The following is a 13,012-nucleotide window of genomic DNA, read 5'->3' on the forward strand; positions in this document are numbered from 1 at the left end:
CCCAGCGGAGCGTCCCTGCACGCTTGCGGCAAGCAGAAGCTTTCCCCGCAGCGCCGCTGCTTCCGCAGGAAGCAGGCGCTGCAAATGCCGTTTTCCTCCACGACCCTACCCGTGAAAAAGCCAATCGGGAAAATCCGCAGATTTTCCCGATTGGCAAATTTAAAATAATTCTTCCTTGAACCATGCGCAAAGCAAACGCGGCGCGCAGTTCAAATCATTTCTTCTTCAGCTGCTCTTCCAGCCCATCCCGCGGGGTGATATAGACGGTGGTGTACACCTCGTACAGCACCATGCCGGGCTTGGCACCGTTTGCTTTCCAGATGTTCTTCACCTCGGTGGTGTCCACTGCCACCTTGGCACCGGTGCCCGCCTTGTAGGCGCTGGAATGGATGACCGCCAGCTCCGCCGCTTCCTGCTTGGTGGTGTCCGGGATGTCCTCGCCGTGGCTCATGACCACAACATGGCTGCCGGGTGCCTTCTGCACATGGAACCATAAGTCCTTGCCCCGGGCGGTGTGCAGGGTGAGCTTGTCGTTCTGGGCGTTGTTGCGGCCTACCAGGATCTCAAAGCCATCGCTGGAGGTATAGCGCAGAAAGTCCGCAGGCTTCTGCTTTTTGTCCCGCTGCTTGTAGTATTTCAGGTAGCCCTGATTTTTCAGCTCCATGCGGATCTCGTTCAGCGCGGCTTCGCCGGAGGCGCTTTCCACCTCGTAGAGCACCGTTTCCAGATAGGCGATCTCCTTTTCGCCCTCAGCCAGCAGGTCCACCAGCATCCGGGCGGCGGTCTGCTTCTTTTTGTAGTTCTTAAAGAAGTTCTGGGCGTTCTGGCTGGGGCTGAACCGCAGATCCAGCGGGATGGTCACCTCTTTGCCCTCGTCGTACCAGTTGGGCACGGTCAGGCTCTTCATGCCCTTTTGCGCCAGATAGAGGTTGGCAGACAGCAGCTCGCCGTACAGTCGCAGCTTTTCGCTTTTACCGCTGGCAGCAAGCTCTTCCTGCCGTGCTGCCTGCTTGCGCAGGGCGCGGTCGTACATATTGTGCACCGCCTTGTGCAGCTCCTTGCTCTTGGTGCGCAGCCGCTCGGCGCGGTCTTTCTCGGCGTAGTAGCCCTCCAGCATCGCGTTGAAGGACGGCCACTCCCGGATGGTGTACTGCTCGCCGTACTGCTGCGGGCGGAAGAAGGTATACTCCACCGGCTTGCCGTCCGGCGCGGTGACACTGCACGGACAGCCGCCCTGCGCGTGCAGCTCCTTCAGCTCATCAATTGCCGCCATCAGGCTGCGCTTCTGGGCATCGGTCAGCTCGTTGGCGGGCAGGTGCTCGCCGTCAAAGGCGCGCCATGCGGCCTCGCGGCAGACCACCGGCCCTACGCCGGCCACCGTTTTGTTCAACGCGTCTGCCACCGGCAGCTCCCGCTGACAGGCCGCTGCCACAATGGACGCACTGCTCACCAGCAGAAAATCCGGGCGGGCAGGCTTGGGGGGCGTGGTGTAGGGCAAGCCCGGCAGCAGCTGCCGGACGTCGCTGTCCTCAAAATCCACCCGCTTGAGGGCATCGATGATCTTGCCGCTCTGCACCAGCACAAGGTTGGAGTAGCGTCCCATCAGCTCAGCGCACAGGGTATTGCGCACAAGGTCGCCCATCTCGTTGGTGCACTGAAAATCAAAGTAGACGATACGGTCGCCCGGCTCCATGTGCACATCCAGCAGTCTGCCGCCGGTCAGGTGCTTGCGCATGAGCATACAGAAGGAGGGCGGCGTCTCGGGGTTTTCAAAGGTCTCCTCGGTCAGGCACACCCGGGCAGAGCCGCTGCGGGCAGACAGCAGCAGGGCGTAGGTATCTGTGCGGGTGCGCAGGGTGACGACCAGCTCATCCCGGGTCGGTTCAAAAATTTTTGCGATCTTGGCATCGGTCAGGGTGGCTTTCAGCTCCGCTGCCGTCAGCGCCAGTGTCGCGGCATCCAGTGCCATAGTGTTTACCTCGTTTTATCTATAACCCTCTCAGTCGCCTGCGGCGTTGCCAGTTTTTCGGTTTATGCTGAAAGACCTCCCCCTTTCGGGGGAGGTGGCATTGCGCAGCAATGACGGAGAGGGTTCTCTCTTTATAAATAAGTATACGGGTCGCGGTTCTCGGTGCTCACCAGCACCTCTACCTCCGGCAGGGCGGCACGCAGGGCAGCTGCCACAGCAGCGGTCACCGGGAACTCGGTGGCGTAATGCCCCGCCGCGATGAGGGACAGCCCCAGCCGCTTGGCGTCCAGTGCATGGTGGTGGTTGGCTTCGCCGGTCAGCAGACAGTCCGCACCCTCGGCGATGGCTTCGGCAAACAGACTGCCGCCCGCGCCGCTGATGACTGCCAGCCGGCGCACCGGCTTTCCGGTGTCAGCAAACTTCACCTGTACTGCCGTGCCGGTGTCCGGCGCGTTGCACAGGGCTGCCAGTTTGCACTGCGCCAGCGCTGCCAGTTCCGGCACAGTGATGGGGTCGATGTCCCCTACCCTGCCGCAGCCGTCTGCAAAGGCGGTGCGCTGCCGGATGCCGAAAAGGTCGGCCAGCACATCATTCACCCCGCCCTCGGCGGCATCCAGATTGGTGTGCATACAGATGGCGGAAATGCCCGCCTGCACCAGCTGATAGGGCACATCGGCGGGGCACAGCCGCTTGAGCGGGTCAAAGATGACCGGGTGGTGCGCCACAATGACCGTGCACTGCTTTGCCGCAGCTTCTGCCACCACCTCCGGGGTGATGTCCAGCGTCACCAGCACCCGACGCACCTCGCCGCCGCAGTCCACCAGCAGGCCAGGGTTATCCCAGTGCTCTGCCAGTTCCGGCGGGGCAAGCCGCTGCATTACTTCGTATACCTGCTGTACCGTGGTCATTTCAGTTTCCCTCTTTCAGAATGGCATCCATCTCTGCGGCAAGCGCACTGCCGTCCGGCACGCCCAGCCGCATCCGGGGCAGCTTTGCCCGCTGCCATGCGGCATAGCCCGCACCCTCCGGCCAGCGGCCGGTGTCCCCCAGCAAGCACCGGGTAAAGGTGGGTTCTATCACCTCGCCGGTGTACTCTGCCGCCATTACCGCGTACCAGCGGCCTGCGGCCTGCACCGGGCGGTCGGCCACAAGGGCAAAGCCATGCTGCCACAGCCAGCGGCGCAGCTCGCTGTGGCGGGTGGCAGGCACCATGACAAGGCGCGGCCCGCCCACGGCGGACACCCACGGCGCTTTTTCGATGATCTCCCAAGTGGTCTGCGCCGACACGCCCGCCAGCACGATGCTGCCCACCTCCCCGGCAGACAACACAGAAAGACCGTCGCCGAGCCGAAGCTCAGCGCGGTCCAGACAACCTGCATTTTCCAGCGTCTGTTTTGCCTTTGCCAGCGGGCCGGGGCGCAGGTCTGCCCCGATGACCTTCGGGTACCTGCCCGAAGCCGCCAGCACCGCCGTCAGCTTGCCGTGGTCGCAGCCGATGTCTGCCACCGGCTGTCCCGGGCGCACCAGCTCTGCCGCTGCGGTCAGACGCGCATCCAGTGTGGGCAGCACTCAGGCCTTCTTGGCTGCCAGATGGGTGTTCAGCTTCTCCAGCAGCTCATCGCAGTTCACGCCGTGCACTTCGCAGGCTTCCTCGATGGTCTCCCCGCGGGAAGCCGGGCAGCCCAGACAGTGCATCCCGATCTCCATAAAGTAGGGTGCGGTGGTCTGGTCCATGTCCAGAATGTCGCCGATGATGGTATCGCGGGTCACCTGCTTGGGTGCGGTGTGTTCCTCTTTTTTGAGCATATTGAAAATATCAAACATGATAGCTTTTCCTTTCTGTTTTGGGTGAGATACAGTATAACCTACTGTTCCTCTATACTATACCCCAAACCGGGGCAGTTTTGCAAGAGCCTTGGGGAAATCCGCTTACCCCTCCGCCTGATAGTCCTTTTCCAGCGAGAAGCCGCGCCCGCTCACCTCGGTAACATGGCTCACGATCATAAAGCAGGTGGGGTCGATGGCGTGGGCCAGCTTTTCCAGCCTTGGCAGCTGCCGGTTGGAAACGACGCTCAGCAGCACCGATTCCGGCTCCCGCAGGTAGCCGCCCTCGCCGTGCAGGATGGTCACGCCGCGGTCCAGCTGTGCAAAGATGGCAGCACAGATCTCGTCGGACTTGGCGCTGATGATCTTCACCTCGGTGCGGGTGGTGCCCAGCATGAGCACCTTGTCCAGCACGACCGTGTAGATAATGGCCATCACCACGCCGTACAGGGACTGCCGCACCGGGCTGAACGCCGCCTGCGCCGCCAGAATGATAAAGTCGAAAACCATCATGGTGCTGGACACCGGCAGGTGGAACCACTTGTTCAGCACCAGCGGGGGGATATCCATGCCGCCGGTGGAAGCACCGGCGCGGATGGTGATGCCCAGCGAGATGCCGATGCCAAAGCCCGCGAATACGGTGTTCAGCACCAGATCATCGGTCAGTACAAGATTGCCCAGCAGCCGCTCCCACAGGGCCATAAAAAAGGGGCTGAGCACGGTGCTTGCCATAGTATTCAGGGCAAAGCGGCGTCCCAGCACCCACCAGCCCAGCAGCAGCATGGCCACGTTGACCACGAACAGCACTGCAGACACCGGCAGTCCGGTGACCTTGTTGAAAGCCAGTGCGATACCGGTGGCACCGCCGGTGATCAGGCCGGAGGGCATCAGAAATAATACCACAGTCAGCGCATACATCGCGTTGCCCACCACGATGGACAGTGCGTTGAAGAGCTGCTGCTGCTTGCGTGTTAATTGCGTCATCTTCATCTTCCTTTGTTTATAGTTGAAGTATCTTCTACTATGATAACGAAAATATCCGCATTTATCAAGCCTTCGGCGATAAATGCGGATATCGGGATCAATTTTTAAGGGGTCACAGGGCGGCTTCCGGCTGAGTCTCGTCCTCTTCCATCAGCCGCAGACCGGCGGTATCGGTAACCGGCAGCGAGAACACGATAGCGCCCGCCTTGGGGTTTGCCCCCTCCATGATGGCTTTCATGATGGTGTTTTTCTGGCTGGTGCGGCTGACGATGAGCACCAACTCCTTTTCGTTCACCAGCTCCACGCCCAGAAAGGCGGCTGCACCCTCCATGCCGGTGCCCTTTGCGTGGATCACCGTGCCGCCGCCTGCACCGGCGGTGCGGGCAGCATCCATAATGGAGCCGGTGTAGCCCTGATTTGCCACCACCAGCAGCAGTTCGTAGCGGGTATCCTTCAAGGTGCTCTCCTCCTTCCATGTAAGGGGCTGGTGCTCGGTGAGGAACATCAGCGCCCGTTTGCCGCCAATGCTGCTCAGCGGCACAATAAACGCAATGCCGGTGCCCGGCACATCGATCTGCATTTTGCGGCGCAGATCCTTCTGGATCTTCTGCCAGCTTTCTGCCGTTACCACAGCCAGCAGCACCGCTTTTTCGGTCTTTTCCAGCCCAAGGGTGGAAAGGGTCTCCTGCACCGCCGTGCCGGAGCCAACGGTACGCATACTTACCGTTACGCCGTGGCTTTTGTACAGCTGCAAAAAGCCATCGGTAGAGCGGCGGTCGGTGATGGTGATCATCAAAAACAAACTGCTCACGTTCTGCCTCCTTTACAGCTCGATAATGGCGTCATCCGGCAGGTCTGCAAACACGGTGGCAAGCACCGCAGCGGGCTGCGCCGTCCGTGCCTTGCGGGTGCGCAGCTGCGCCACCAGACCCATCATCTGCACGGTGATGAGCGGGGTCATGGCGACCATCGCCACCACGCCGAAAGCGTCGGTGACGATGTTGCCGCCCACCGCCACGCAGGCACCCTGCGCCAGCGGCAGCAGGAAGGTGGCGGTCATGGGGCCGGAAGCCACACCGCCCGCGTCAAACGCGATGGCGGTGAACAGCTTGGGCACCACAAAGGAGATGCTGATGGCGAACACATAGCCCGGCACAAGGAACCACAGGATGGAGATGCCGGTCAGCACCCGCACCATGGCAAGACCCACCGAGATGGACACACCTGCGGAAAGCGCCAGACCCATAGCCTGCGCCGAGATAGCGCCGTCGGTCACCTCTTCCACCTGCTTGTTCAGCACATAGACCGCAGGCTCGGCCTTGACGATGAAGTAGCCGATGAGCATTCCGATGGGAATGAGCACCCAGCGCATCCCACTGCCTGCCAGCACCTGACCCAGATAGTTACCGGCGGGCATAAAGCCCACGTTTGCGCCGGTCAGAAAGAGCACAAGGCCGATATAGGTATACACAAGACCCACGCCGATGCGCCCCAGCGTGCGGCGGTCCAGCCGCAGGGCGATGAGCTGAAATGCTCCGAACATCAGCACGATGGGCAGCAGCGAGCGGGCGATCTCGGCAAGATAGGTGGGCAGACCCTCCCGGAACAGCTTCCACAATTCCACCGAGTCTGCCACCTCCGGCAGAACGGGCGGGATGTAGGTGCTGTCCGCTGCGCGGAACGCGATGCCCAGCGTCAGCACCGCCAGAATGGGGCCGATGGAGCACATCGCCACCAGACCAAAGCTGTCGTCTGCCGCGTGGCGGTCGCTTCGGATAGCAGAAACACCCACGCCCAGCGCCATGATAAAGGGCACGGTCATGGGGCCGGTGGTCACGCCGCCGGAGTCAAACGCCACGGCAAGGAACTCCTTGGGCACAAAGGCCGCCAGCAGAAAGATGAGCCCATAGAACAGCACCAGCAGCTTTGGCAGCGCAACGCCGATGAGCATACGCAGAAAGGCAAAGACCAGAAACAGGCCCACGCCCGCCGCCACCGAAAGGATCAGCGTACCGCTGGGGATGGAGGGCACCTGATCTGCCAGCACCTGCAAGTCCGGCTCGGAGATCGTGATAAGGAAGCCCAGCAAAAAGCCGAGCACGAGAATGAGGGGCAGCTTGCGGCTGCGGGTGATAACTGCACCCACCCGCTCGCCCATGGGGGTCATGCTCATCTCTGCACCCAGAGTAAAGAACATGATGCCCACCACGATCATGGCAGCGCCCAGCAAAAAGCACAGCAGGATGCTGGGCGACACCGGTGCTACCGTAAAGCAGAGCACCAGCACAATGGCCACAATGGGCAGCACCGCCTGCAGCGCCTCCAAAAGCTTTTCCCGCAGCTTGGGGAGTGATCGTCTGAGAATGATGTCCACCGCCTTTCGTCTGTATCCTGTTTGTACACTTTTGTACAAGATATATTTATAGTATACAGATTCAATGGGATACCGTCAATCCGCAGAAGGAAAAAACTTGAGCAAGTTCCATAAATTGTAAAAAATTACGTTTTCCCGCTAAAGGCAAACTTCAGCTTCTCCGCAGCGCCGCCGCTTCCGCAGGAAGCAGGCGCTGCAAATGCCGTTTGCCTTTACGACCCCTCCCGTGAAAATGGAATACCGGAGCGTCCGCAGACGCTCCGGTATTCCGAACTTATAAATAATTTTTCCGCTGAATATGGCCAAAGCGCACGCGGCGGCCATTAAAAATCGTCCCGCTTTACGCCTTTTTCGGCTTCAGCCAGCCGTCCACGGCGGCTACCAGCGCCTTGCCCCGGCGGCCCAGCAGACGGGGCAGCAGCACACGCGCCATGGCCCATACGCCCGCAAAGTTGTACAGGATGATAACCAGCGTGATCAGCCCCGTCCACAGCCCGTACAGCGGCGGCTCTGCCAGCAGCACAAAGGCTTCAAATACCAGTGCGGCGGCGTTTGCCAGCACCCGCGCGGGGTGGACGTGCATCCCGATCATGCGGCGGGCGTCCACCGCACGCAGGGTGAACACCAGTGCAAGGCCAAGGAAGGACGCATAGGTCGCGCCCACAGGCCCCCACCACTTGATAAAGAAGTAGTTCATGATGCAGTTGCTGATGGCACCCGCCATCATGGTGACCATGCTGCGCTGCGACTTTTTGGTCACCACATAGACGCTGTTCATGAACTGGTTGAAGCAGCTGCAGGTGGAAGCCAGCACAAGGAACGGCACAAAGTGCCATGCGTAGTAATAGTTGGACTTCATGACGTGCATCACCGGGCGGCACAGCCAGATAATACCCGCCGCACAGCAGAACAGCACGCTGGAATAGGTGCGGAAGATCTGGGTAAAGAACCGCGCACGCCCTTCCTCCTCGGTGACGGCGGAAAGCTGCCACGCGTCGTAGAAGATCAGACCCAGCGTGGTCAGGATGGTGGGCAGGAAGTAGCCGGTGGAAAGCAGGCCGCTCCATGCGTTGCCGGTGCGCCCGTCCAGTCCCTCGCACATCTCGCGCACAAAGAACAGGTCAGACGCGTTGATGATCCAGAAACTGATCTGCGCCGGGATCATGGGCAGCGAGAAGTTGAGCATCTGCCGCCACAGCTTTTTGTTGATGCCCTTCAGCTCCACATAGTTCCACAGCTTGCCGGTAAACAGCAAAAACAGCACGCTGGTCAGATCGCCGCTGATGATGGCCAGCAGGTAGCCGTTGGCGCCCCATTTGAAGCCCACCAGATACAGCACATAGAAGGCCATGGTCGCCACGGTGCACAGCACGCCGTCTACCGCCACCAGCTTGTTCCACTGACGGCTGCGCACGAACTGGGTGCACAGGGTGCGCAGGCAGCTCATGAGCACATAAATGTAGATCAGCAGGCCGTACTGCGCCATATCCGGCAAAAACTGGGTGATGGGCCAGCATAGCACCAGAATGCCAAAGCCACCCAGAATGGTCAACAGGCCGTTTGTGAACACCTGTTTTTCGCTGTTGCCCTTGTCCAGACCAAAGCGGATGATGGCGTTGGACATTCCCATAGACACAAAGGGGATGAGCAGGTTTGCGTACTGGCTCAAAATCTTGGACAGACCCAGATCCGAGATCTCCGCCATGGCGTAGGTCAGAAAGGGCTGTACGATCAGGGTGAGCAGCTTAGATGAAAAGCTGGAGATTGCAAAGATCAGGGTATTGCCGGCAAGCTTTGAATATTTATCGCCGGTCTTTTTTTCGTTTTCCAAGGGAACTTCCCTCCGTTTTTACGATAGATTATTTTTTCAGCAGTTCCCGCCGGGCCTTCCAGTCCGGCAGCAGCTTTTCCACCTCTGCCCAGAAGGCTGGGCTGTGGTTCAACTGCAAAAAGTGGCAGTACTCGTGTACTACCACATAGATCTGCGCCGCAGGGGGCTGGTTATACAGCTGCAAAGCAAGGGTGATCTGCCGCTTGCCCGGGCAGCACACGCCCCAGCGGCTGGTCATGCTGCGCACTTTCAGGACAGGCTTCTGCCCACCCAGCACCCCGGCAAAGGCCGGGTAGACCTTATCGCTCATGGCGGTAAAGTAGGCCAGCGCCGTGGCCTTATCCGGCAGGTCAGCGTTATCCTTGTTCCGCTTGGTGATGTTCTTCACCCGGGTGTCCCGGATCCACTGGGCGTTTTGCAGCACAAAACGGTCAGCCTGTTCCAGACTGGCCGTCAAAGGGATGCTTACCATCACGGTGCCGTTGTCCCGCACCCGCAGATGCAGCTGCTTTACCTTTTTGCGCACCAGCTCGTACTGGATGCCCTCCACGCTGCGCAGCTGGGCGCACGGCTTTGCCGCCACCTCAGGCCTTGCTCCGCATCAGGCGGCCAAGGGGCAGCTGTGCCAGCACCACGGCGGCAAACAGCAGCACGCAGCCGGAAGATTCCCGGATAGAAAGGTTCTGGTGCAGCAGCAGCCAGCCGCCCAAGGCGCTGAATACGCTTTCCAGACACATGATAAGGCTGGCCACGGCGGGGTTCAGGTCCCGCTGACCCAGAATCTGCAGGGTGTAGGCCACGCCGCTGGACATGATGCCGCAGTACAGGATAGGCCCGGCGAAGGTGACAAACTCTGCCATGGCAGGCTGCTCGAACAAAAACGCCGCCACGGTGCTTTCCACCGACACCACAAAAAACTCCACAAGGCTCAGGCGCACGCCGTCCATCTGCGGGGAGAAATGATCCACCGCCATGATCTGGAAGCTGAACAGCACCGCGCACAAGAGCAGCAGCCAATCGCTGCTCTGGATGCTGCCAAAGCCGTCCTTCATGCACAGCAGGTACAGCCCCACCACGGCAATGGCCATGCTCACCCACAGCTGCGCGCTGCCCTTACGCCCCAGAAACAGGCCGAACACCGGCACCAGCACCACATACATGGCGGTCAGAAAGCCTGCCTTTGCGGTGGAGGGGTCCAGCGTGATGCCCAGCTGCTGTGCCGCGCTGGCTAAAAACAGCAGCGTGCCGCACATAAGCCCGGCTTTCAGCAGCAGCTTGCGCTCTGCCGCCGTTTTGGGCTTGCCGTCCGGCTTGCCCTGCCGGTGGTGCAAGGCGTCAAACGCCTTGACCGTGGGCAGCAGCACCAGCACCGCCATCCAGCTGCGCCCTGCCAGAAAGGAGAACGCACCCATGCCGGAACCGGCGCTCTGCGCCACAAAGGCTGTGCCCCAGATCAGGGCGCACAGCATCAGCAGCATTGAATTTTTCGTCTGGTTCGTCATCCGGCAATGCCCTCCACCTTCATCAGGCCGTACAGGTAGTACCGGCTGGAATCATAGGAGATGGTCACGCGGTACTGCGCCGCCGGGTCCAGCCCGGAAATGGTGCAGCGGTAGTCGGTGCCATCGGTTTTGACGTAGTAGGTGCTGTCCGGCACATACGCTGCGCCGCCGTCCACCTTTTTCCACAGTGCTACCTTGAACTTCTGGGTGCCCTCGGCGGTGCCGCAGGCCATGATGTTCAAACTGCCGCCCGGCACGGTAAAGTAGCCGGTGTTGCGGCTCCAGATGCCGTTGAACACCGCGTACAGACAGCCGTCTGCGGTGGCGGTGGCATACTTTGCCGAGGCATCCGCAATGCCCTGAATGATCAGCGGGTCGGCGGTGGCTTCTGCCCAGCGGGTGGTGTCCTCCTCCTGCACTTCCTCGGAGTGGCCCGTCACCTTCTGCGCCACCTTTTTCAGGGTCTCCTTGCAGCCGGTCAGGCTAAGCACCATCACCGCCGCCAGCAGCAATGCCAAAAGCTGTTTTTTCATCTTCATAGCTTTCCTCATAGAAACAAAGAAACTTTTCTTTCTCGTGCGTCTCTGCCAACGGGCAGATACAGGTTAAGTATACCGCATTTTGCCGCTCTGCACAAGATACCTGCATTTATTTTGTGCGGTTTGCCGCCTGTTTCTGCACAAATTTTCACTTATTCAGTGCCCGCAGCGCTGCACACTCGGCCTCGGCCAGCGCGGGAGCCTCCGCCCCGAACAGACTGCCGTAGCGGTACAGTGCCCAGCCGCCCGCCGCCTGCTGCCGTAAGTCCTTTACCTGCGCCGCCAGCGCGCTGCCGGTGCTCCAGCCGGACACGCTGTCCGGGTTCGCGCCGCCATCCCCGGTGCCCACCCGGTACGCACCCAGCCCGAAGTACAGCGCCACATCCCCCGCCCGGGGGTAGCTAAGCCACGCCGGAACGATGTTTTCAAACGCAAAGCGGGTGCTGCCGGAGTGCAGGGTAAAGCCGTAACCCCAGTACACCTGCGGGCAGAGGTAGTCGATGACCTTCTCCTCCCCGCCCGCCGCCAGCCATGCGGTCACATCGCTGTACTGCTGGTCAAGGTCGTTGTCCGGGTTGCCCTGCGGGCTGATGCCGAACCGCAGGGTCGGGTCTGCCGCCTTCACGGTGCGGTACACTTTCGCCACCAGCGCGGTGACGTTCTGCCGCCGCCACGCGGCAAGGTCGGCTGCGCCGCTCGCCGCAAACTGCACCGCATCCACGGCGGCATCGGTGGTGGGGTAAAAGTAATCGTCAAAGTGGATGCCGTCCACCGGGTAGTTCTGCAAAAGCTCCGCCACGCCCTGCACCACATAGTCTGCGGCGGCAGGCACGGCGGGGTTCAGGTACAGCCCCTCCCCGGCGGTGCACAGCCAGTCCGGGTGGGTGTTTGCCAGATTATTCTCTGCCAGATTCGGCGGCATCGCCGCCGAGGAGCGCAGACGGTAGGGGTTGACCCACGCTTCCACCCCAATGCCCCGGCGGTGCGCCTCGGTAAGAAAGACATCCAGCGGGTCAAAGCCGGGGTCTTTGCCCTGCACCCCGGTGCACAGATGGCTCCACGGGAACAGGCTGCTGCGGTACAGCGCGTCCCCGAAGGGGCGCACCTGCGCCAGCACGGTGTTCAGTCCCAGCCCGGCGCAATTGTCCAGCAGCTGCGCTGCCCCGGCGCGGAAGGTGTCCTCGGTGGAAAAATCCAGCAGCGCCCAGTCCAGATAGCTCACCCACACCGCCCGCCACTCCCCGGCGGGCAGGGCGGGATTGGGTGCCGGGGACGCATCCTGCCCGGAGACGGCGGTGTGGTCTGCATCGCTTTTCTGCCGCAGATACCACCCCGCCGCAGCACAGGCGGCTGCGCCCGCCCCTGCCAGAAAGGCTCTGCGACCAAAGCGGCGTTTTGCCTTGGCTTTAGACGTCCTGCGGCGCTGGGTCACAGGGTCTCCTCCTGCGTCTTATAAAGGGTAAGCCCCGCCCAGCCCCGGGCGCAGGTCAGCAGCATGAACATCAAATTCGTCCAGAAGGCAAGGCCGCTCATGCCCGCGTACTTGGTCAGCATCCAGAACACCAGCCGCAGCACCTCGGCGGCGCTCACCAGCTGCAGCTGCCGCTGGATGGGTCTGCCGCGCTCGTACTCCGTTGCCAGCAAAGCAGGCCACACCAGCGCCGAGCAGATATCGCCCGCCCAGCCGCTGGCGCCCAGCTTGCTGAGCATCAGCACCACGAACACGCCGGTGTAGTTGCGTTTTTCCCTTGCCGGTGCGCCCTTTTGTGCCGCCAGAAACAGCACCGCGATGCCGGTAAGGCAGAACACGATCATTTCCAGCCCGGAAAAATCCATCCCGCCCAGCACGGCAAAGCCGCCCAGCATGGACACTGCCGCCGCAGCCAGCAAAAAGAAATACCATGTCTTGCGCGTAAATTTAAGCTTCATGAGCCCCTCCCCCCGGGCGTTTGCGCCCGGCCTGCAGAAAAATTTAAAAAAGAATTGTAA

13 protein-coding genes are annotated in these 13,012 nt (G+C 61.0%); all 13 read right to left on the reverse strand.

Going from position 1 to position 13,012, the window contains the following annotated elements; genetic code table 11:
- Nucleotides 1-214 precede the first annotated feature (214 nt).
- The gene (locus tag WMO20_RS10675) at nucleotides 215-1,969 is read right to left on the reverse strand and encodes an Rqc2 family fibronectin-binding protein (RefSeq protein ID WP_349186830.1); all 1,755 of its coding nucleotides are present in this window, start codon (nucleotides 1,967-1,969) and stop codon (nucleotides 215-217) included.
- 131 nt (nucleotides 1,970-2,100) lie between these two features.
- Entirely contained in the window at nucleotides 2,101-2,877 is a 777-nt protein-coding gene (locus WMO20_RS10680; protein ID WP_349186832.1) for a Nif3-like dinuclear metal center hexameric protein, read from the reverse strand.
- 1 nt (nucleotide 2,878) lies between these two features.
- Entirely contained in the window at nucleotides 2,879-3,538 is a 660-nt protein-coding gene (locus WMO20_RS10685) for a class I SAM-dependent methyltransferase (RefSeq protein ID WP_318177019.1), read from the reverse strand.
- A complete protein-coding gene (locus WMO20_RS10690; protein WP_097782918.1) occupies nucleotides 3,539-3,793 on the reverse strand; it encodes a DUF1858 domain-containing protein in 255 nt (84 codons plus the stop codon).
- 105 nt (nucleotides 3,794-3,898) lie between these two features.
- Nucleotides 3,899-4,777 (reverse strand): YitT family protein, encoded by an 879-nt coding sequence (locus WMO20_RS10695; RefSeq protein WP_207657271.1) that lies wholly within the window; start codon nucleotides 4,775-4,777, stop codon nucleotides 3,899-3,901.
- Nucleotides 4,778-4,889: 112 nt separating this feature from the next.
- The gene (locus WMO20_RS10700) at nucleotides 4,890-5,570 is read right to left on the reverse strand and encodes a P-II family nitrogen regulator (RefSeq protein WP_353963827.1); all 681 of its coding nucleotides are present in this window, start codon (nucleotides 5,568-5,570) and stop codon (nucleotides 4,890-4,892) included.
- A gap of 30 nt (nucleotides 5,571-5,600) precedes the next feature.
- The gene (locus WMO20_RS10705; RefSeq protein WP_349186834.1) at nucleotides 5,601-7,151 is read right to left on the reverse strand and encodes a DUF1538 domain-containing protein; all 1,551 of its coding nucleotides are present in this window, start codon (nucleotides 7,149-7,151) and stop codon (nucleotides 5,601-5,603) included.
- A gap of 340 nt (nucleotides 7,152-7,491) precedes the next feature.
- The gene (locus WMO20_RS10710; protein WP_349186835.1) at nucleotides 7,492-8,982 is read right to left on the reverse strand and encodes a lipopolysaccharide biosynthesis protein; all 1,491 of its coding nucleotides are present in this window, start codon (nucleotides 8,980-8,982) and stop codon (nucleotides 7,492-7,494) included.
- A 28-nt stretch (nucleotides 8,983-9,010) separates the two neighbouring features.
- On the reverse strand, nucleotides 9,011-9,565 hold the full coding sequence (locus WMO20_RS10715) for a M48 family metallopeptidase (RefSeq protein ID WP_117526664.1): 555 nt from the start codon (nucleotides 9,563-9,565) through the stop codon (nucleotides 9,011-9,013).
- Between the two features lies 1 nt (nucleotide 9,566).
- Complete coding sequence (locus tag WMO20_RS10720) at nucleotides 9,567-10,484, reverse strand: DMT family transporter (RefSeq protein WP_349186836.1); 918 nt, start codon at nucleotides 10,482-10,484, stop codon at nucleotides 9,567-9,569.
- Nucleotides 10,481-11,023: a hypothetical protein gene (locus WMO20_RS10725; RefSeq protein ID WP_242983216.1), complete on the reverse strand. Its 543-nt coding sequence runs from the start codon at nucleotides 11,021-11,023 to the stop codon at nucleotides 10,481-10,483. The genes WMO20_RS10720 and WMO20_RS10725 overlap by 4 nt, the downstream gene beginning before the upstream one ends.
- A 148-nt stretch (nucleotides 11,024-11,171) precedes the next feature.
- On the reverse strand, nucleotides 11,172-12,455 hold the full coding sequence (locus WMO20_RS10730; RefSeq protein WP_349186838.1) for a glycoside hydrolase family 10-like protein: 1,284 nt from the start codon (nucleotides 12,453-12,455) through the stop codon (nucleotides 11,172-11,174).
- Complete coding sequence (locus tag WMO20_RS10735; protein WP_270192571.1) at nucleotides 12,452-12,952, reverse strand: conjugal transfer protein TraD; 501 nt, start codon at nucleotides 12,950-12,952, stop codon at nucleotides 12,452-12,454. Before WMO20_RS10735 ends, WMO20_RS10730 begins: the two co-directional genes overlap by 4 nt.
- Nucleotides 12,953-13,012: the final 60 nt, after the last annotated feature.

This window comes from Faecalibacterium intestinale, from assembly GCF_040096575.1.
Classification (GTDB): Bacteria; Bacillota; Clostridia; order Oscillospirales; family Ruminococcaceae; genus Faecalibacterium; species Faecalibacterium intestinale.